Here is an 18,758-nt window from a genome sequence, read left to right on the forward strand (position 1 = left end):
TCCCGTTCGGATCGAGGGTGCGGTTACCTGGCGTGGTGATCCGACCACGGAATGCTTGTGCGGTTCCATGGGCCATGCGCACCAAATGCCCTGTGGCTACTGGCCGGTTGGCTGGACGTTGCTCCAAATCGGCGCGTTGGGCGGCTAGTTGTTTTCGTCGGTCAGGCCCATAGCCGCTGCCTCCGCCCCGCGGCTTTGCTGGTGGAATGACATGCGGAGCGGGCCCGAGCGGGCCGGGAGTGCTGGTGATCGAACCGATGGGGAACGCGGGGCGTTTCCTCGTCGAGGCCGCTGACCAGCTGGGATTGCGCTTGTACGCGGCCACGCACAAGGACGTCTACGACGACTACCCGGGCTGGTTGCGGTCCGCCTTCGCGGGGGTGTGCGTGACGGATCTCACGGATACCGAAAGGGCGTTGGGGGACATGGAGGTCTTCTGTGGGCACCGCGCCGTTGCGGGTGTGGCCGCCTGCTTCGAGCTGTTCACCCCGCTCGCCGCACTGCTCGCTGAGCGGGTCGGCCTGCCCGGCAACGACCCTCTGCTCGCGCGGGCGGCCAGGAACAAGATCCTGATGGGTGAGGCGTTCGCCACCGCCCGGATCACCGCCCCCCGCTGGGCGGTCGTCCACGATGCGGCCGAGGCGCACCAGGTCGCGCGGACACACGAGCTGGGCTGGCCGCTGGTGGTGAAGCCCGCGGAGCAGGGCGGCTCATGGGGTGTGTCCGTGGTGGACGGTCCGGATCAGCTCACCCGCGCGGTCGGCGCGGCCCAGCAGTACACGCACGCCTCCCCGCACGGCCTGGAACTCGACACGCGGGCTCTGGTGCAGGAGTACGTCCCGGGGGAGGAGTACTCGTGCGAAACGGTGGTCGCGGACGGGGTCGCCTACCCTCTGCCGGTCGTAAGGAAGGACACCACCGAGGGCCGGTACCGGATCGAGACCGGGCACACCTGTCCTTCCGGTTTGGCTTCGCCGCTCGCCAGGAGGGTGCAGCACACCGCGGCGCGGGCAGCGCTCGCCGTCGGTGTGCGCAACGGGATCGCACACACGGAGGTGAAGATCCCTCCGGGTTCGGAGATTCCGTACGTGATCGAGACCGGCGCCCGTCTGCCGGGGGACAACCTCTGTGAGGTCGTCGAGGCCGCGACGGGCGTGAGGGAAGCCGTGGCCTACCTTCAGGCCGTACTCGGCCGCGTCCCCGACACCGTCGCCTCCCGCGCCGACGCAGCGACGATCCGGTTCCTGCTGCCTGAGCGCGGCGGGGTGCTGCGGCGGGTGGTCATCCCCGAAACGCCGGGCACGCACAGCGAGTTGCACCTCCGGCCGGGAGAAACGGTGCCTGAGCCTGCGGATTCGGCCTGCCGGATCGGGCACGTGGTGGCCCGCGCGGCAACGGTTGGGCAAGCACGCGAGCTGGCCGATCAGGTCGCCGCCCGGTCCCGAGTGGAAGTGGGCTGAGAGGTGCGGAAGATGGCGTTTCTGCGGTCGGTGGGCATCCAGCGCGCCGACCCGTACATCCAGCAGGCCGTACGCGCGCTGGCGGCCGACGGGGTCGAGGCCGGACTGTTCTACACCAGCGGCAGCGCGGGTGACGACGACTTCCCCGGGTACCGGGAACGGCTTGATCGGGAAGTGACCCCGCGGGAGCTCGCGGATGCGGTCGCCGCCTGGGGAGCGGATGCGGCGGTGTCGATCTCGCTGCCGTGCGAGAACGCGCTGCGGGACGCCGCGGCCAAGACCTTCCTGGACGCCTCGGGCATCCCGACGATCATGACGCCGCTCGCGGCGACGATACTGCTGGTGGACAAGTGGGAGACCAAGCAGCTCTGCAGGCAGGCCGGGCTGAGGGTGCCGGACGGGTTCCGTGCCGACTCCGATCTGCTGGCGGGACGGGGTCTGCGCGTGCCCGGCTACCGGGACGCGCTACGAGTGCAGGCCGAACAGATCGGCTTTCCGCTGATGGTGAAGCCCGTGTGGGACTCGACCAGCATGGGCATCCGTACCCTGCGTTCCCCCGCCGACCTCGACTCCTATCTCGCGTCCTCGCCGGAGGTGTCGGCGGTGGTGGAACAAGTCGTCGAAGGCGACCTGTGCAGTGTGGACATCGTGGGACGGCCCGGCTCCTACCAGGTCTTACCGCTGTGCTGGACCGGACGCGCCGGAGCGGATCCGGTGTTCACCTTCGCCGATCTGCGCTGGTGCGGGCCCCGCGTGGAGGCGGACGCCGCGTTCGCCGAAGTGGCCCGCACCCTGGTCACCCTCTGCGCCGACCTGGGAGTCATCGGGTCGATCAACGTCGATATGGTCCACACCGGCGGCCAGTTCGTGATCCTGGAGGTCAATCCGCGCATCGGAGGCGCCACCACCCTGTCGTGCGCCGCGTCCGGCACGAACACCTTCGCCTCCCTCACCCGCATGGCCCGCGGCCTTCCCCTCGCCGGCGGCATGGTGCAACGGGCCGGGTGGGCGATCGAATTCCTCGCCGACGGCCGCATCCCCCCGGCGGTGGTGGCCGGGCTTCGGGAACACGTCGAGGTGGTCACCGCGCACGAGCTGGTCATCGACGGTGCCTCGCACGGCGACATCGTCGTGGTCACCTTCGCCGAAGGCGACGAAGACAAGACCGTGAAAGCCCTGACGGAGCTGCACGATGCGACCGATTTCCCCGCGGCCGAGGCCATGGGCAAGATCGCTTCCTTGCTGAGCCCATGAGCGTGACCACCCAGGCCCGCCGCCGCACCCGCACCGCAGACCGTCTCGGTGTTCCCGCACTGCGCGGTCACGGCCTCTTCATCACCGGCAACCTGATCGACTCCGTCGGCAACGGCATGCTCCTGCCACTGGGGCTGCTGTACTTCACCGACGTGCGAGGCCTGCCACTGGGGCAGGTGGGCGTCGCGATGTCGGCGGGGCAGGCCATCGCGCTACCGGTCACGTTCCTCGCCGGACGCCTCATGGACCGTGTGGGACCGAAACAGGTCGTGGTGTGGGCCAACATCCTCTCCGCCGCCGGGTTCGCCCTGTTTCTGCTCGCGGGCGAGCTCTGGCACGTCGCCGGCGTGTACCTGCTGGTGCAGGCGGGGATCAACATGTACTTCACCGCGCAGCGCACCCTGATCACGCACGTCACCGAGCCCGAGGAACGCCGGTCGTGGTTCGCGTTCACCGGCTCGCTTCGCAACATCGGCCTGGCCGCGGGGTCCGCCGCCGCGGCGGGGGCCCTGACGGTGTTCGGGAAGGGCTCCCTGTGGTGGATGATCGCGGTCGATGCCGCGACCTACCTGCTGGCCGCCGCCTGCTTCGCCGCCCTCACCACCACTCCACCGGTACGGAAGGACGCCTCGCCGAGTGCGCTGGTGACCCGGGCGGACAACTCGCGCCGCTACCTGCTGCTCGTGGCGGTGAACCTCCCCTATGTGCTCGCTCATGCCATCCTCGCCGTGCTCGTCGCCCTCTACACCACTCGCACCCTGGGGCTTCCCGCGTCGGCGGCGAGTGTGCTCTTCGTCATCAACACCGTCATCGTCTCCGCGTGTTCGACGGCCATCACCGCGCACGTGGCGCCGAAGGTGCCACGCCGCGCCGTGGCGGCCGGATACCTGACCATGACCTTGGCCATGGGGGCATTCGCACTTCCCGCGCTGCCCCGCCTCGCCTTCACCGCCTGGGCGGCTCTCGTGGTCGCGATCGCACTGTTCAGCGCGGCGGAGATCCTCCTCGGCCCGGCGTTGAGTGAACTGTCGGTGAGCCTGACGCCCGAGGCTGCCGGGGGCTTCACGCAGGGCCTGTACCAGTTCTCGTGGGCGATCGGCATGGTCGCGGCTCCCGCCCTGTTCGCTCTGCTGCTGGAAGCCGGACCGCTCCTGCCATGGGGTGTCGAAGCCGCCGCCTGCCTGATCGCCTTGTTCGCCGCGCCCGCTCTGAAAGCCCCCAACCGCCATCGTCGGAGGAAGCCCCGTTGATCACGAGCATCGTCGAGTCCCTCCATGCCGTTCCCGCCGCCGAGTGGGAACACCTCGCCCGACCGGCCGGCCTCTACCTCTCCCACCAGTGGCTCGCCGGCGAGGAAGAAGACCCCACCGCCACGTGCGCGTATGCGCTCGTACGGGACCGCAGAGGCAGCCTGCTCGCCGCCGCGCCCCTCTACCTGGTGCGGGACGAACCGAACGACTACTACCAGCCCGGCGCCGTTCTGCCCGCACACCTGCGGCCTCGCGTGATCGCCGGGGCACGGCGCGGCTACCACAACACCCCCCTCACCGACCCCGGCCTCAAGGCCGGACAACGCGACGCCTGCCTCGTCCTCCTGCGGGACGCCGCACGCCACTTCTCCCAGCGGCACCACACCACACACTGGTGGCCCTACCTCACCGCCCCGGCCGCCACCCGGCTCGCCCCCCTCTACCCCGAACAACCCTTCTGCTTGGAGGACGACGCCCTCATCCCCCTACCGGGCGCGGGTTTCGACGACTACCTCGCTTCTTTGCCCCCGCAGCGCCGTGTCGGCATACGCCGAGAACGCCGTGCCTTCGCCGCGGCCGGACTCGATGTCCGCCAGCAGGTGCTCGCTGACTGCTGCCACGACGCCGGGGTTCTGCTCGCCGGACACCAGCAGGATCACGGACACGACCGGGACGGTATCGACGCGATGACCGCGGTGCTGGAGCGGCAGGCGTCGGCGATGGGCAGCGAAGCACGTGTGGTGGCCGCCTACGCCAGGCAGCGGATGATCGGGGTCTGCCTGTACTACCACTACGGGTCTACGACGTGGATCCGTGCAGTCGCCGTCGACCGGCAGCACCCAACCCCCTACCTGTACTTCAACCTCATGTACTACCTGCCCATCGAAGACGCCTACGGCCACGGCGCGACCGGCCTGCACGCGGGAATGACGACGATCGAGGCCAAGCGGCGGCGCGGTGCCGCGGTATCCAGCCTGTACGCGGTGGTCGACCGGTGAGGTCTGCTATGTGAGCTGTTGGAGCAATCCGGACCGGCTCACGCTCCACCGCGCAACTGCCCACGCCTTCCGGCAGATCAACGGCCCGCCCCGCCCCATGTGCCCCGTAGGCACACCACGCGCCCCTACGGCCCATGACCTCGCCCGGCGTCACGCGCGGGGCCGGCGCCGCTTGTCCTGCGCACGCACCGCCCGGCCGGAGGTGGTGAACTACCACAAGTGATCGACGGGAAGCGGTGCGTAGGGCGGCGCACGTCGATCTACGCTCAAGAGCATGAAGGAACACGAGATGCTCTCCACAGTGATCGGCGTGCTGACCCAGAGCGGTCAGTGGTACCGGGACATGCACCGCGACCCGCACGGCCACGAACCCGCCGACGGACGCGTGGTCGGCGAGCTGGTGGCCGAACTCCTGGAGGGGGCCCTGCCACCCGGCCTTTCCGAAGAGGAGGAACGAGAGCTGCGCAGGTCGACCGCGCGCCTGGTGAGCGTGTTCGCGTTCGTGTTCCACCAGCTGGCGGAGCTGCACGACGCGGGGCGCAGCGACGTCTCGTCGGGCGAACTTCTCCAGCAGCTGGCGCTCAAGGCCGGTCACGGGCCGGGGGAGGACTGACGTGGTCCTCGCCTCGACCGGGGGCCGGGGCGGGGCTGCTTCGTACTCGACTCCTGTCCGGGAGAACATGGTGTTGTCTTCACCTGACTCTGTTCTCACGTCCGAAAGGCCTGTTCGCGTGCGCCGTCGCTCTTTCCTCACCACTCTGTCCGCTGCTGCCCTGGCGGTTCCGCTCCTCTCCGGCTGTTCCGGCAAGGAGACGCCGGCCGCCGACCGTTCCACGTCGGGGAAGCCGGTGTCCCAGGGCAAGAACGTCTACTTCGACGTCGCCATCGACGGCAAGTCCGCCGGGCGTATCGAATTCGCCCTGCGCGACGACGTCGCGCCACGCACCGCCGCGAACTTCCGCGCCCTGGCCACCGGCGAGAAGGGGTACGGCTACAAGGGCTCCAAATTCCACCGGATCATTCCGGACTTCATGCTCCAGGGCGGAGACTTCACCGCGGGCAACGGCACCGGCGGCCGGAGCATCTACGGTGACACCTTCAAGGACGAGGACTTCTCGCTGAAGCACACGGACGCGGGCACGCTCTCCATGGCCAACAGCGGTCCGGACACCAACGGTTCGCAGTTCTTCGTCACCACCGCCGCGACCCCGTGGCTCGACGGGAAGCACGTCGTCTTCGGCAAGGTCGTCAAGGGCATGGAGGTCGTCCGTAAGGCCGAAGCCCAGGGCTCGCAGGAGGGCACCACGAAGGCACCGGTCACCATCACGGCCTCCGGCGTGGTGTGACGCGGATCGGTAGCCCGGCCGTGCTGGGCGGGGAGATCGTTGCCTTCGGCGCCGCCCGGACTTCAGGCGTCCGCAGTCCAGGGTGACGCCCGCCGCAAGCCCGGCCGGAGCCGCCCGCCTCGCCCGGACGTTGCCCGCGCATCCGGTGCTTCTGGACGCCCTGCATCCGGGCGGTTGCGATCCGACTGGCCTCGCGGACATCGAGCGCCGCCGGGCTCTGCAGGGTCTCTGTCTGCACGGCCGGAACCGGTCGACGCAGGCGTCGGTGGCGGGGCAGCCGGGAGGATTCCGAGCCGGCCCGTTTCCACGGGCTCGAAGGGTCGTGCTCAAGCGCGACGCGGCGTCTACGACCCGGGCGCGCGCCCCCGGTCGTGCGTCGACCTGCGGCGTCAGCGGGTGGTGGGCTGCGTGCTCGGCGGGTGGCGGACTGCGTGCTCGGCGGCTGGGACCCGGCTGAGGTGTTGTGGCCGGCGTGCCCGGCGCGGTGCTGCTCGTCGAACCGCGGCCCGGCGGCGGACTGTGATGGGTGGGCAAGGTGGGAAGTGTCGGTACCGGCTTCACCGGCCGTGATCGCGCTGGCCTCGCCCACCGCCTGGCCGTCGCCGCTGTCACCGACTGACCCTTCACCACCGCCCCCACTTGGCAGGCCGCCCTCAAGGACCTCGCCCTGCTGCCCGGAGTGGTGGAGGAGATCCTGCGGATGCCGAGCAAGTCCGGCGGCGGCATCCCCCGCTACGCCCGCACCGACATCGAGATCGACGGCACCACCATTCCAGCGGGCGACCTCGTCATGCTCGACACCGGCGCTGCCAACCACGACCCCGCCGCCTTCACCGACCCGGACACATTCGACGCCACCCGTAGCACTCCCGCGCACCTGACATTCGGTCACGGGGCCCGCTGCTGCATCGGCGCCCCCTTGGTCCGGATGGAACTCCACGCGGTCTTCGCCCAGCTCATCCCACGCTTCTCCCGCGCGCCGATCTCTTTCCATGGCCTGGAGTTGCAGTTTCGGCAGGTCCCACTTCTTCTGTCGCTCAGCACACCGCCGCGGCGCTGCTACGCCTGAAGGGCTGTGTCGGGGGGACCGCGTATCAGTTGCGAGAAGGCATGCACGACACGAGTTCCATGGGTTCAGACGGACGGGGCCGCCGACTCGAAGTACGAGTACCTGTCACCGTGGCAGGATGTCGACGCTGACGGAGGAAGAGCAGAAGGGGCTGGAGGCGACAGGGGCGAAGAGCGCGTCGCCGGCCGTGCCGCTCGCCGGTCATGGAGGGGGACGAGGATGCGATCGCCCGGTACGAGGGACGTGCTGTCGGCCACCGACATGCTCATCGAGTCCACACGAACCGGCTGGGAACCGTTCCTGGAGCATAAGGATCGTTCCGCAGTCGTGGTTCGTCCTACTACTCACGCCGGTGCTCGGCATTCGCTCAGCGTTTTCCCGCGATTCGGGAAGAGGGGCAGTAGGCCACCACAGACGGATCGGCTTGTCTCATCGCGCCCCGAAGCGCGACCTCACCGGTCCCGGCAAGCGGATCGAACCGGACGTCAGTAGGCGGGCTCCCAAGTTGCGGGACAGCCTTTTAGCTCGTCGCGCAGTCGAGGCAGCGAGGTACCGGCCTTGCAGCCCCAAATGCCCAGATCCCTGCCAATGTGCAATGAAATATCAAGTCGCCAGCCCTATTTGAGAAGGTGTTCGCATCATGTTCAACTGGATCTGGATAGCAGCCTGGGTGGTTGTGCTGCTTCCCCCGTCGCTGGCTCTCCTGTTCGGCAGGGCGCCTTCATGGTTGCGAAAGAGTGCGAGCGAGCGTGCTTCTCGGATGCGAGGCGTAGCCGGGATGTTGCTGCTGATCAGCGCGCTTTCCCCTGCGCTCCTGTCCAAGCTAGGTATCTCCGACAGCGAGTTTCTCGTGCCTCGCATCATCATCGGGCCGCTACTGATCCTGTGCAGCTTCGCCGTCATTATCGGCGCAGCCGTAGTAGACCGACGCGACCGTACTCTCTGAGTCCGGATCGATCCAAGTCCTGGTGATCATGCGGTGGCGCAGACAAGGCGTTGTAAGACTTGTCCCGTCACTGGTCTTGGGTCGGGTCAGGGCAAGGTCGGCCATGGTGCCGCCCGTTGCCTATCCGGCGAGGGTGAGGTGGTGCGGGTAGACGATGCCGAGCACGGCGGGTGGGCGCCGTCGCCTTTGAGTCGGCAATCGCGCAGGATTTCCAGCACTTCATGTGGGAGAAGACGTGCCCGGTTCGTGCGCGACCCTGCCAGTCCGGCGCTCGCGTACGTGTGGGAGCACCGGCCGCCGCGGGCATCGACCTCGACGAGTGCCGGGACTGGGTGATGGCGCGCTCGTCCGTGGCCTTGTGCTGTTCGGCCTCGGCGCGGGCGGCTTCGAACGCGGCGACGGCCTGGTCGATGTGGGTGTGGGGTCAGTGGATGTCGCCGTGGACGCGGTGGTGGCGGCCGCCCGCGCTGCCGCTGTGCGCCGTGATGCCTTCGCGCCTCGGCTCGTCGCGGCACCCGGGGCTCGCGGTCCGGACTCGAAAAGCCCGAGGGCGGCACCCCTCCCGGGATGCCGCCCTTCGATGCGTACGGTCGCGCGAGGGCGCGTCCGTCTCAGAGCGAGCGGACCGGCGCCCGCTCCTGCGGTGTGGTGTCCTGGTCCGACGGGCCCCAGCATTCCACCTCGCCGCGCAGGCCCGGAACCCGGTCCTTGCGGAAGACCGGGTCGAGGCCCTGGCTGCGCTGGGCCAGATAGTCGTCGAGGAGACGGAAGGCGACCGCGCTGAGGGGGATGATCGCGATCAGGTTGACCAGGGCCATCGCGCCCATCGTGACGTCCGCCAGGCTCCAGACCAGCGGGACGGAGCCGATCGCGCCGAGGACGGCGCAGGCGATGACCATCGCACGGTATGTGCTCATCACGGTCTTGCTGCGGGTGATGAACTGGATGTTGGACTCGCCGTAGTAGTAGTTGCCGATCATGGAGCTGAAGGCGACCATGAAGACCACCAGGGTCAGCAGGTGACCGGCCCAGTCGCCGAGCGCGCCCGTGAAGGCGGCCTGCGTGACGTCCGCGCCGCCGCGCTGACCGAGGGTCGGGTTGGCGGAGAGGATCACGAAGGCGGTCATGGTGCAGATGACCAGGGTGTCGAAGTAGACGCCGAGGGTCTGGACCAGGCCCTGCTTGACCGGGTGCGTGGTCTCCGCGGCCGCGGCGGCGTTCGGGGCGGAGCCCATGCCCGCCTCGTTGGAGAACATGCCGCGCCGCACGCCCTGCAGGATCGCCGTACCCACGGCACCGCCCGCGACCTCGCGGAAGCCGAAGGCGCCGCCGATGATGTCGCCGAGTATGCCCGGCACGTTGCCGAGGTTGAGGAGCACGATGACCAGGCCGGTCAGCAGGTAGAGCGCGGCCATCGCCGGGATGATGACCTTGGTGACGGCCGTCAGGCGCTTCACGCCGAAGAACACCGCGAGCGCGAGCAGCACGGCGAGCACGACGCCGAGGACGGGATTGAACCAGGAGGCGTCGGAGCCGAAGGAGCCCTTCGTGGCCACCGTGATCGTGTTGGACTGCACCGCGGTCAGCACGAACCCGAACGTCAGCGTGATCAGAACGGCGAAGACCACGCCGAGCCAGCGCATTCCGAGCGCCTTCTGCATGTAGTAGGCCGGTCCGCCTCGGTACGTACCGGGCTCGGTGTCGCGCACCTTGTACAGCTGGGCCAGGACCGACTCGACGAACGCCGAGGCGCCGCCGACCAGGGCCATCATCCACATCCAGAAGACGGCTCCGGGGCCGCCCATGGTGATCGCGGTGGCCACACCGGCGATGTTGCCGGTGCCGATCCGCGCGGCGGCGGAGATGGTGAAGGCGCCGAAGGGGCTGACGCCGGACTCCGGTTTGTCCCTGAAGACCCGGAACATTTCCGGGATCAGGCGGATCTGCACGACCTTGGAGCGCAGCGTGAACCAGACGCCGGCGACGGCGACCAGCGGAATCAGCAGGTATGTCCAGAAGACGTCATTGAGCTCGACGACCCAGTTTTCCAACGTGCCCATGCGGATGTTCCCGGTTCCTTGTGAGTCGGGGAATCGGCCCGGTCTCCGCATGCGCGTACAGGTCGTGTACGGAGCGGAGGGTGGGGCCGGACGACGCGGAGTTGAATACTCCGCAAACGACAGGACTGTAGGCCGGGGTGACCGCCTCTGCCTATGACCCCCCAAAGTGGTCTATCTCACACAAGACCGATAAGTGCGGGAAATCGCCGGCCGCGGACCCCGTCGTCGAGGCCGATGACGGCCGGGAGGAGGACCTCTCGCTTCCCGCAGGTGGGCCCGGGTGGCGGGTCCGTGTCCGCGGTGATGCTGCCGTCGCCCGTCGCCCGTCGCCCGTAGTGCTCGGCGCCGTGGGCGCCCTGCTCCTGGTGGTGTCGGCACGGTCGCCGCTGCGGCTGGCGGCGGTGGGGACGAGTACGGTGGCGACGTCCGCGGTGGTGGTGCGGATGCGCACGATCTCCCGTGGCTGGATGCCGGTATGCAGCACGAAGAGGATGCCGCCCCGACTGTCCGGCACTCGCGGTCGACCGGGTTTCAGCTTCGGTCCCGGGGCCGGGAGCAACGGCTCGATCAGAGCGCAGGCACAGTCCGTCCGAAACGATCCACGGAGGAGACTCCGCCTGGCCCGCGGACAGACCAACGAGCAACCAGGCTGACAGCTGCACCACGACGCACTTCCGTCAGGGCTTCTGGACCACTCCCCGGCGACCGGACCTGACGAGGGCCCAGCACACTACCCAGCACCGCCCACCCGGCGATCGCGCCCGTCACCAGATCGTCAAGCACTCCGTACGAAGGCGGATCGCGCCGACCACACCACCGCCGGGGCGACGATCAACCTCTCAGCGTGAAAAGGACGGCAGGTCCTTCGTGCAGATCGCAGCCAAGAACCATCGCTTCGCACGCGCTGACAGAACGCGGCACCCTCCGGTCTGGTCGGACTCGGTGAAGGGGCAATCCGCCTGGGGGCGCAGTCATGAAGAGCAAGATCTCACGCACGCCCCCAGCGGGCCGGCTCCGTTCCCCGCGACAGCGACCAGGCCGTCGGTGCCTTACCAGGCATGAGGGGCGGGTTGATGACCCAAACGGTGTTCCGGAGTACGGACTTCGCGGCGGAAGCCCACTTCGCGTACTGACGAGCCGGGCATCCGCAAGCTTCACCGGCGCTTCACCTCTGGTGAGCATAAAATGACCGGGTGGACATTCTGACGGCCGTCGAAGAACTGGTGGAAGAAGCCGAACGGCAGATACGCCAGCACGTGTGGCTCGTGACGGACGCAGACCGCGCTGTCGCGGCAAAAGCGGCTACTGATCTGCGGGACGTTGTGGGCGCCCCGCAGTATCAGCAGGCACTGGCCGGGGTCGACCGGCTGAAACACCTGCGGGAAGCACTCGCTGCTGTGGCCATCGCCCTGGCCCATGTTCATGGACGCCTGGCCTGGTTCCTCGGCGCTGCCGCCACCGCCCTCAGCCCGGTCCTGCACTGGCGCGCCATGCCCGCCGATGCCGGCTCCACCTTCGGCACCGAGCCGCCCACCTCCGAGCAGTACACGGACGCTGAGGAAGCGGTCCGTCGGCTCCAGAGTTCCCTCGCCGGTATCGCCACCGCCTGACACACCCTCCGCCTCGACCGTGCGTCATGGCCCGGGGGCGTTGGCCCGCTCCGAGGTGGGGGTGATCCCCGAGCAAGAAGTGCTGCGGGCATGGTGATGACTTCGTTCCGGGCAGACCGAGGGGGAGACACCTGGCAAGGTGCTGCAGCGGTGCCTCCCTCCGCATGCCGATCCCCGCTGGTGTGCCTCCCTGTCCGACGGCAGTGCCAGCGGGCGATGAGGTTCACGGGCGCAGGCGTGCCCAAGGCCACGGTCGTCGTCGCACAAGGGCCGCTGCCGATCTGTGCGCCGTGGTGGGTGCCCCGCAGTGTCAGCTGTGGGTGCCCCGCAGTGTCAGCAGGGCTCTGCCCGGGGGACCCGATGTGGCATCTGCGGGAAGCCGGCGTGGCTGGTTCAGCCTTGTGGGGACGGGTGGCGTCCCATCCACCAGTTGCCTGTGGCGTGGGGGTCCGTGCTGGACCAGAACTCGATGACGGCGTTGGTGAATTCGGCGGGTGACAGCATTCCGTCACCGTCGATGTCGAGGTGGCTGAATGCCTCGGCCGCCATCGCCTCGGTCAGCTGAGGGAAGTGCCCGCGCTGGAAGGCGAGGAACTCGTCGGGGCTGATCTGGCCGTCCTGGTCGATGTCGGCGATGGCCAGGTATGTTTCGGCGAGCGTTCCGAGGGCTGCCCCGGCGGCTTCGAAGTCGTCTGCCAGCGTGCGGGTCGAGGCGATGAACTGGCTCTTGGAGATGCCCTGGGCCCCGGCCGGGACGAAAGGCGCATGTACGTCCCGCCAGATGGCGGTGTAGGCGTCGATGATCTGCGTCTCCTGCGGGGAGCCCTCGGCGTGGCCGAGCGAGGTCGCCACCCGGCGTCCCATCTCCACGTGGTCGTCCTTGGTGAGGATGCCGCTGCCGTTCGCGTCGAGGTGATCGAAGCCCTGTTCGATCTTTGCGGTGAGGAAGTCCTGACCGGGCATTGCCGCTCCTTATGGGTAACCGAACACAAGTGACAGGGCATCAGCAAAGCGCCTGTCCCCTCGACGGTACGTACCGCATGAAGTGCTGGGGCGGCTTCCGCATGTCATACACCTACGAGTGAAAGGAGGCGACAGGCCGAGCTTCGGTGTTTCGCCGTCGGCGGGGCACACCGCGCACGCCCGGCCCCTGCCGAAGTGGCCGTGGACGGAAAGTCAGCTGGCGGGGCGGGGAGGTACGGCCAGGCGGTGGAGTACGGCTGCGTCTTCACGTCACCAGGGCCGAGCAGCGCCTGTCACGGGCTGCCACGGGCGTCGGCGGGCGGGATTTCGAGGTGGAGGAGATATTCATCGACCACGTCGTCGACGCACTTGCTGCCGCCGAGGAGGTAGGCGCCGTGCTGCTTGCCGTCGACTGTGAGCAGGCTCCCGCCGAGAGCCTGAGCCATCGCGATGCCGCCCTCGTGCGGTGTCGCAGGATCGCCGGTGACGGACACGACGAGCGTCTCGGGGAGGCCTTGGACATCGGCGAGCCAGGGTTCGTCGCGTGTCGGCGGCGCGGGCCACGCCTCGCATTCGCTGTGGTAGTTGCCCGTCGTGAACACGTCGATGTCGAACATCGGGGCGACCTTCCCGATCTTGCGCGCGAGCGCGGTCTGTTCCTCCGGCGTCGGACGGGGTGAGTCCATGCAGCGCACAGCGATGTTCGTGTCGAAGTCATGGCCGCAGGCGCCGTCCGCCGTGCGGGCGTAGAAGGCGTCGCGCAGGGTGAGATCGCCGCGCACGGGATCCGTTCGGTGACCCTCGCCCGGATCTCCGCGCGCACCGGCCTGGCCATCGGGAGCATCCGGCACTACTTCGGCGACACCCTCCGTGAGGTCATGTGCTTCACGTGGGGCGTCCTCACGCCGCGCGCCGCGCGCCGCGCCGCGACGACGTCCGACGACCCGGTCGCACGGATCGTGGATGTGACCGCATTCGCCGCTCCGACCACTGAGCAGGAGCGCCGGGAGAACATCGCTCTCGTCGAATACCGTGTCCTGGCGCGCACGGACGCCAAGCTCGCGGCCGACGTCGCGGCTACCTCCCTAGCAGGCGCGGCGCTGTTCCTCTCGCTGCTGCGCGATGCGCTGGCCGACCGCTCGGTCGACGAGGAGGCCCTCCACCGTGAGGCGCTCCTGCTGTTCGCCCTGGTCGAGGGCTTCTCGTTCAGTTCGGCGCTGTTCTCCGCCCCGTTGCGCGAGGCGGACGTCCGTGCCGTCGTGACGGCGGCCCTGCCACGCCTGCGTGACGCCTTTCCGCTTTCCCCGGAGGCTGTCGAGTGAAGGGGAGGAATTCCTGAGGCCGTCCGACTTCGCCGGCAAACGGCTCACGTTCAATGCCAGCGGACACGGTGGGTTGCCGGTCTGGTGCCGGAGTGCATGTGTCCCGTCTCAAGCGATCTGGCCCCTGTCTCAGCTGACCCGGCCCGATTCGCTCGGCGCCTCAGTTGACCTGGTCCGTGGGCGGGGCAGCCGCGTCAGCTGGATCCCTCACTCGTGCCAAGAATCCGTGCTTGATGCGTTGTCCCTGGTGAATGCGATGATCGCGGTTGCTGGCGTGAGCATGCCGGTTTCACAACTTCGGGGATGGTTCGTATGGACAGGTGGCAAGAGCTTTCGGTAGTGGTGGAGGAGCGGCTGAAGGCAGCGTCGGCCAACGAACGTGGCGTGTTCACTGCTGGCGTTGCGGAACGGCTCATGAGGCGGCACGAGGCGCTGCCCGAGAACGAGCAGGCACCGTTCACCGTGGGCCTTCGTCCTCTGTTGAACTCTGTGTGGGAAGGCGTCCTCGGTGACACGACTGCCTTCTCAGCGGTGAAGCGTGGTGTCGCCGAGTACATGCTCAGCGAGTACTGCCACAACGACGGCCAGGACGGGCCCGATGATGCGGACGAGGCTGCCGTAACTGCGACGTTGGATGCCGCGCACGTCTATCTGTTCGGCTGCTACGACTTCGCCCATTGGACCAGCCGCCGGGCGGTGGAAGCTGCTGTTCAACATCTGGAGTACCTCGCCGAGCAAGAAGTAGCCGAGCTCGTCCCTGATTCGGACGAAGCTCTGGCCTCTGAATTGCAGCGGCAGTTGCGGGATCTCGACCTCATCTTGAACTACTCGAAAGAGCTTCGCTACTCCAGGACGGGACTCCCCATCGACACCTCGGTTCGACTCCGCGTGGAGCTTCGAACTCCTCTCTCCAGCCAGACGTAAGTGCCTCAGGGGTCGGAGCGCTCACCCTCCGGGCCCGGGCGAACCTCTGCTGGCCTGCTTCGACCAGATTGTGTGTGGCAGGTTGTCACCCTTTCGCGTGACGGTATGCGGCTCTCCGCCACGGCGGTCCACAAGGTGCTCCACTCTCGCAGGGGCGGGGACGATCCCGGCAGGGCAGAGGGGTGTTAATGGACAGGCCCGCAGCGGTGGTCGTCGCCGGGGAGTACGCCTCGGGCGTCGAGGTCGGGTTCGTCGATGCCGACGGCGTCGAGAGGTCCGATCCGTTGGCGAGCTGGTGGGCAGTGCCCTTCGAAATGGCGTCGCTGGTACGGCCGTTCGCCTCGTTCAAGGGGGCGGGAGAGCTTCACCGGCGAATACTGGGCGTCGACCTTGCAGACCTACGTGGGCTATGAGTCGTGGGTGGAGAGGGGCGCGGGGATGGTGCTGGACTTCGACCCCGTTGTTGCCGCGCTGGCCTCCCAACGCTTGCGCCTTGTTTGGATGGACCTGAGAGCGGGAGCGCGGGCACACCCCGTGCTACTTCGCCCGGTTGCTGGACGGCGCAGGTGTCGTTGTCGATGTGATCCTATGCCGACGCCTACGGCCTGGCGGTACATGCGGACGACTCGGAAGGGTAGTCACGAGCCCAGGTTGTGGTACATGACATGCAAGCCGACCGGACCCAGTGTCGGATGCCGGAACGCGCCGGGAACGGTGCCGATCATGGCGAACCCGAGACGCTCGTACAGCTTGACCGCAGGTGCGTTGGAGGCCGCGACAGCGTTGAACTGCACACCGGCGAATCCGCTGCTTCGCGCCCAGTCCAGCAGATACTCGCCCAATGCTTGTCCGACACCCCGACCGCGAGCTTCTGGCGCGACCATGAAGTTTCCGCTGGCAATGTGCGAACCCGGGCCTGGCCGGTTGGCATACATGTTGGAGGTGCCGAGTACGCGCTGGTCCTCCACGGCCACCACGACGTGCCCTGGCGGTGGCACCACCCACAAGTCGTGCGCCTGCTCCTCCGTTTGCAGCGGGTCATAGCAGAAGGTGTCCCCTTTGCGGATGATCTGCTCGACGACCGGCCAGACCTGCGGCCAGTCAGACTCCTTGAACGTTCGGATCTCCATCTGCATGAGATTAACCAAGAGTGTGTGGCGAGTGTGTGGCACTCTCGCCGGTCATTTCCGGTGACGTGCTGTCGACCAGACCGCGCACTGGCGACGGAACGACTTCGCCACGCGGCCGTTCACGCCCGCAGTCTCCGGTTGGTGGCCGAAGAGGGCGCCGCAGGAGTCTCGGTCTGTTCCCGTGCTCGCGGACCCGTGGCCCGGCGCGCACGTACGGGGCAGGGGAACCCAAGGCCGAGCAGAGGCGTGTCGGAGGCTCGGGTGGCGAAGGAACTTGCGCCCCATACGGCGATCATCACCGCACGAGGCGTGGGCCGAAACCCCGGCCTGAACACGGCCCGGTTCAGGCGAAGCGAGGACACGCAAGATCGAATGGGGCTCGCACGCGGGTGCAGTCGATGAGTTTGGGCGGCGCGAGGAGTCAGATGGAGGACACCTGATCTCTGGAGGCTTCCCTATGGCTGAACCACACGTTCTGGAAGACCGGAAAGCTCTGGAAAGGGCGATCCACGTCGAGCGGTCCGCGCTTGCTCAAGACCTCACCGGGCTCAGCGAGGCCCAGTGGGCGAAGTCATCACTGTGTGAACGCTGGACCGTGGAGGAGGTCGTAGCGCATCTGACGGCAGGTGCCAGCACGAGGATGTGGCGCTGGCTGCTGAGCATGCTGGCCGCTCGGTTCGACCCGGATCTGCACAACGACCGACGACTCGCAGAGCACCGCGGTGCTACACCTGAAGAGACCCTGCGGCGATTTCGCGAAGTTGTCGCCGGGCCTGCCGGGCCGACAGGACATACTGCGGCCTGGCTGGGCGAGATGGTCGTCCACAGCGAGGACATCCGTCGGCCGTTGGGTCTTGTGCGGACGCCCCCGGTGGCCACGACGACCGCCGTGGCCCGGTTCTTCGCCGGCCGCGATTTCACCGTCGCGAGCAACACTGCCGTCGCGGGCCTGCGGGTCGAGGCCACGGACGGACCGTTCACCACCGGCTCGGGGGATTTGCTCCGGGGGCCGACCCTTTCTCTGGTCATGGCGATGGCAGGCCGCACTGAGGCCTGCCAGGACCTTGAGGGGGAGGGTGCGGCAGTCCTGCGCGCCCGTCTGCGCGCAGGTGGAAGAACAAGCTGAGAGGGGTGTTCAGCCCCCTTCTGCAAGGCTTCAGGCCGTTCTGTGGCGAGTGACTGACGGGGTTCAGTGGGTCCACTCCGGCGAGCGCGTTGACGACGCCCGGCACTGCGGGGGCAAGTGCTGGGCAGGGTCAGTGAGTTGGGGGGTTCCTCTTGTCTTTCGTCTAGCGCGTGGTGCCGGGTCTGTTGGGTTTTCATGCAGCGAAGGTGGCGGTGGGGGTTCGGGCTCTTTCCCAGGTCGTGACCTTGGTGCCCGGGGTCGGAGTCAGGGCCGCCGCCGTCCTGCTGACCACCGTCGGCGACGGCACCAGCCTCTCCCCACCGCCCCCCACCTCGCCTCCTGCGCCGGCCTCGCCTCCGCCACCAGGCAGTCCGAGATCGCGACCCGCGGCGCACACGCACCCCGCGGCGGCAACCTCCGGCTTACATGCGCCATTTTCCCTTCCGCCTCCGGGAAGGGCGGAGATCACGACTGCCGTCGACCTCGCTGACGTGACCGGCCACCGAGGAATCCGTTCGTGGGGGCGCCATCCCTCCGCCGGAAGCCGATGCGGTTCAGCACGCGACGTAGCGGTAGCCGACGCCCCGCACCGTTTCTATCGCCTTGCGGTACGAGGAGCCGAGCTTCCGCCGAAGGCGCGCGATGTGGACGTCGATGGTCCGGTGGTCGGCGGAGACGGGGGAGGGCCACAGCGCGGCGTACAGCATCTCGCGGGTGTGCACCCGCCGAGGGTGGGCGACGAGATGCGCGAACAGATCGAATTCAAGCCGGGTGAGGTGCAGTCGGTGTCCGGCCACCGTGACGGTGCGGGAGTCGGTGTTCACCTGGATCTGCTGCGCGAGAGCCGGGGCCGGGGGAGTGCCCGGGGCCTCCGCGTCCGTAGGTACGAGAACGAGGTATCCCGCCAGAGCGGGCCTGCCCGGCGGGGCCGGGAGCGCGGAGGGCGGGAGTGCGAACCACGAGGCATGAGCCAGCTCGCGCCACGGGGCCGGCGGGCCTTCCTCCCGGCGCAATTCGGGGAACCCCGTCCCCTGGGAGAAGCCGTGACCGGGCGTACGGGCGATGCTCACGAGAAGCCGCATCCTCTCTCGGGACCGCGGTGCCTCGCGAACACGCCGCTCCGCGACCGCAAGTGGCGGGTGTTGTCCGTCCTATGCCCGATCGACACTACCGGTGACCGACGGGGATCGGAAAGTAACTTCCGGAAGGTGAGGTTCTATGGCTGGATCGTGCCGTGCGGACCTCCCTCGGCCACCGACGACGAAGCGCTGTCTATCGCCCGGTCCGGTACGCCCCCTCG

The 18,758-nt window shown here is 68.3% G+C and carries 17 protein-coding genes and 4 pseudogenes; 15 read left to right on the forward strand and 6 right to left on the reverse strand.

Features of this window, described 5'->3' with window-relative positions:
- The first annotated feature begins 245 nt into the window (after window positions 1-245).
- From ACQPZG_RS04740 to ACQPZG_RS04775, 8 genes and pseudogenes are all read left to right on the forward strand, one after another.
- Window positions 246-1,460: an ATP-grasp domain-containing protein gene (locus ACQPZG_RS04740; protein WP_433544486.1), complete on the forward strand. Its 1,215-nt coding sequence runs from the start codon at window positions 246-248 to the stop codon at window positions 1,458-1,460.
- 12 nt (window positions 1,461-1,472) lie between these two features.
- Complete coding sequence (locus tag ACQPZG_RS04745) at window positions 1,473-2,714, forward strand: ATP-grasp domain-containing protein (RefSeq protein ID WP_433544487.1); 1,242 nt, start codon at window positions 1,473-1,475, stop codon at window positions 2,712-2,714.
- Window positions 2,711-3,964, forward strand: coding sequence for an MFS transporter (locus ACQPZG_RS04750; protein ID WP_433544488.1), 1,254 nt, complete (start codon window positions 2,711-2,713; stop codon window positions 3,962-3,964). Before ACQPZG_RS04745 ends, ACQPZG_RS04750 begins: the two co-directional genes overlap by 4 nt.
- Entirely contained in the window at window positions 3,961-4,962 is a 1,002-nt protein-coding gene (locus tag ACQPZG_RS04755) for a peptidogalycan biosysnthesis protein (protein ID WP_433544489.1), read from the forward strand. The genes ACQPZG_RS04750 and ACQPZG_RS04755 overlap by 4 nt, the downstream gene beginning before the upstream one ends.
- 274 nt (window positions 4,963-5,236) lie before the next feature.
- Window positions 5,237-5,575: a hypothetical protein gene (locus tag ACQPZG_RS04760; RefSeq protein ID WP_433544490.1), complete on the forward strand. Its 339-nt coding sequence runs from the start codon at window positions 5,237-5,239 to the stop codon at window positions 5,573-5,575.
- A 235-nt stretch (window positions 5,576-5,810) separates the two neighbouring features.
- Window positions 5,811-6,308: a peptidylprolyl isomerase gene (locus ACQPZG_RS04765; protein ID WP_433544646.1), complete on the forward strand. Its 498-nt coding sequence runs from the start codon at window positions 5,811-5,813 to the stop codon at window positions 6,306-6,308.
- A gap of 658 nt (window positions 6,309-6,966) precedes the next feature.
- Window positions 6,967-7,377, forward strand: a pseudogene (locus ACQPZG_RS04770) (cytochrome P450); the annotation flags it as partial.
- 640 nt (window positions 7,378-8,017) lie between these two features.
- A complete protein-coding gene (locus tag ACQPZG_RS04775; protein WP_433544491.1) occupies window positions 8,018-8,323 on the forward strand; it encodes a hypothetical protein in 306 nt (101 codons plus the stop codon).
- 611 nt (window positions 8,324-8,934) lie between these two features.
- On the opposite strand, the gene ACQPZG_RS04780 is transcribed toward ACQPZG_RS04775, so the two are convergent.
- The gene (locus tag ACQPZG_RS04780) at window positions 8,935-10,383 is read right to left on the reverse strand and encodes an alanine/glycine:cation symporter family protein (protein ID WP_433544492.1); all 1,449 of its coding nucleotides are present in this window, start codon (window positions 10,381-10,383) and stop codon (window positions 8,935-8,937) included.
- 466 nt (window positions 10,384-10,849) lie between these two features.
- Window positions 10,850-10,954 (reverse strand): annotated as a pseudogene (locus ACQPZG_RS04785) (IS5/IS1182 family transposase); the annotation flags it as partial.
- A gap of 622 nt (window positions 10,955-11,576) precedes the next feature.
- Between ACQPZG_RS04785 and ACQPZG_RS04790 the strand changes: the two are divergent.
- Window positions 11,577-11,993: a hypothetical protein gene (locus ACQPZG_RS04790; protein WP_433544493.1), complete on the forward strand. Its 417-nt coding sequence runs from the start codon at window positions 11,577-11,579 to the stop codon at window positions 11,991-11,993.
- A 393-nt stretch (window positions 11,994-12,386) separates the two neighbouring features.
- Here the strand turns inward: ACQPZG_RS04790 and ACQPZG_RS04795 are convergent, their stop codons facing one another.
- Both ACQPZG_RS04795 and ACQPZG_RS04800 read right to left on the reverse strand, forming a co-directional pair.
- On the reverse strand, window positions 12,387-12,956 hold the full coding sequence (locus ACQPZG_RS04795) for an EF-hand domain-containing protein (RefSeq protein WP_433544494.1): 570 nt from the start codon (window positions 12,954-12,956) through the stop codon (window positions 12,387-12,389).
- 293 nt (window positions 12,957-13,249) lie between these two features.
- Window positions 13,250-13,738 (reverse strand): alpha/beta hydrolase, encoded by a 489-nt coding sequence (locus tag ACQPZG_RS04800; RefSeq protein WP_433544495.1) that lies wholly within the window; start codon window positions 13,736-13,738, stop codon window positions 13,250-13,252.
- Window positions 13,739-13,750: 12 nt separating this feature from the next.
- Here ACQPZG_RS04800 and ACQPZG_RS04805 point away from each other — a divergent pair, with 12 nt between their 5' ends.
- The 3 genes from ACQPZG_RS04805 (at window position 13,751) to ACQPZG_RS04815 (ending at window position 15,615) form a co-directional block, all read left to right on the forward strand.
- Window positions 13,751-14,278 carry a hypothetical protein gene (locus ACQPZG_RS04805; RefSeq protein ID WP_433544496.1) on the forward strand — a complete coding sequence of 176 codons (528 nt, stop codon included), beginning with the start codon at window positions 13,751-13,753 and terminating at the stop codon, window positions 14,276-14,278.
- 303 nt (window positions 14,279-14,581) lie between these two features.
- Window positions 14,582-15,202 (forward strand): hypothetical protein, encoded by a 621-nt coding sequence (locus tag ACQPZG_RS04810; protein WP_433544497.1) that lies wholly within the window; start codon window positions 14,582-14,584, stop codon window positions 15,200-15,202.
- 188 nt (window positions 15,203-15,390) lie between these two features.
- Window positions 15,391-15,615 carry a hypothetical protein gene (locus ACQPZG_RS04815; protein ID WP_433544498.1) on the forward strand — a complete coding sequence of 75 codons (225 nt, stop codon included), beginning with the start codon at window positions 15,391-15,393 and terminating at the stop codon, window positions 15,613-15,615.
- A 225-nt stretch (window positions 15,616-15,840) separates the two neighbouring features.
- Here ACQPZG_RS04815 and ACQPZG_RS04820 read toward each other — a convergent pair whose 3' ends face one another.
- Entirely contained in the window at window positions 15,841-16,332 is a 492-nt protein-coding gene (locus ACQPZG_RS04820; protein WP_433544647.1) for an N-acetyltransferase family protein, read from the reverse strand.
- 73 nt (window positions 16,333-16,405) lie between these two features.
- On the opposite strand from ACQPZG_RS04820, the pseudogene ACQPZG_RS04825 reads away from it, so the two are divergent.
- The 3 genes and pseudogenes from ACQPZG_RS04825 to ACQPZG_RS04835 all read left to right on the forward strand — a co-directional run.
- Window positions 16,406-16,582, forward strand: a pseudogene (locus ACQPZG_RS04825) (LacI family transcriptional regulator); the annotation flags it as partial.
- Between the two features lie 207 nt (window positions 16,583-16,789).
- Window positions 16,790-17,458, forward strand: a complete 669-nt coding sequence (locus tag ACQPZG_RS04830; RefSeq protein WP_433544499.1) for a maleylpyruvate isomerase family mycothiol-dependent enzyme — start codon at window positions 16,790-16,792, stop codon at window positions 17,456-17,458.
- Between the two features lie 227 nt (window positions 17,459-17,685).
- A pseudogene (locus tag ACQPZG_RS04835) lies at window positions 17,686-17,906 on the forward strand (transposase); the annotation flags it as partial.
- Between the two features lie 106 nt (window positions 17,907-18,012).
- On the opposite strand, the gene ACQPZG_RS04840 reads toward ACQPZG_RS04835, so the two are convergent.
- Window positions 18,013-18,528 (reverse strand): winged helix-turn-helix domain-containing protein, encoded by a 516-nt coding sequence (locus tag ACQPZG_RS04840; RefSeq protein ID WP_433544500.1) that lies wholly within the window; start codon window positions 18,526-18,528, stop codon window positions 18,013-18,015.
- Between the last annotated feature and the right edge of the window lie 230 nt (window positions 18,529-18,758).

The organism is Streptomyces sp. CA-294286 (assembly GCF_050947155.1).
Lineage (GTDB): Bacteria > Actinomycetota > Actinomycetes > Streptomycetales > Streptomycetaceae > Streptomyces.

Bases quoted from the DNA above. Each gene is read 5' to 3' on its own strand.
- ACQPZG_RS04820 (WP_433544647.1), bottom strand. From the start codon at position 16,332: ATGGAGATCCGAACGTTCAAGGAGTCTGACTGGCCGCAGGTCTGGCCG.
- ACQPZG_RS04745 (WP_433544487.1), top strand. From the start codon at position 1,473: ATGGCGTTTCTGCGGTCGGTGGGCATCCAGCGCGCCGACCCGTACATC.
- ACQPZG_RS04810 (WP_433544497.1), top strand. From the start codon at position 14,582: ATGGTTCGTATGGACAGGTGGCAAGAGCTTTCGGTAGTGGTGGAGGAG.
- ACQPZG_RS04830 (WP_433544499.1), top strand. From the start codon at position 16,790: ATGGCTGAACCACACGTTCTGGAAGACCGGAAAGCTCTGGAAAGGGCG.
- ACQPZG_RS04795 (WP_433544494.1), bottom strand. From the start codon at position 12,956: ATGCCCGGTCAGGACTTCCTCACCGCAAAGATCGAACAGGGCTTCGAT.
- ACQPZG_RS04780 (WP_433544492.1), bottom strand. From the start codon at position 10,383: ATGGGCACGTTGGAAAACTGGGTCGTCGAGCTCAATGACGTCTTCTGG.
- ACQPZG_RS04760 (WP_433544490.1), top strand. From the start codon at position 5,237: ATGAAGGAACACGAGATGCTCTCCACAGTGATCGGCGTGCTGACCCAG.
- ACQPZG_RS04750 (WP_433544488.1), top strand. From the start codon at position 2,711: ATGAGCGTGACCACCCAGGCCCGCCGCCGCACCCGCACCGCAGACCGT.
- ACQPZG_RS04815 (WP_433544498.1), top strand. From the start codon at position 15,391: ATGGACAGGCCCGCAGCGGTGGTCGTCGCCGGGGAGTACGCCTCGGGC.
- ACQPZG_RS04775 (WP_433544491.1), top strand. From the start codon at position 8,018: ATGTTCAACTGGATCTGGATAGCAGCCTGGGTGGTTGTGCTGCTTCCC.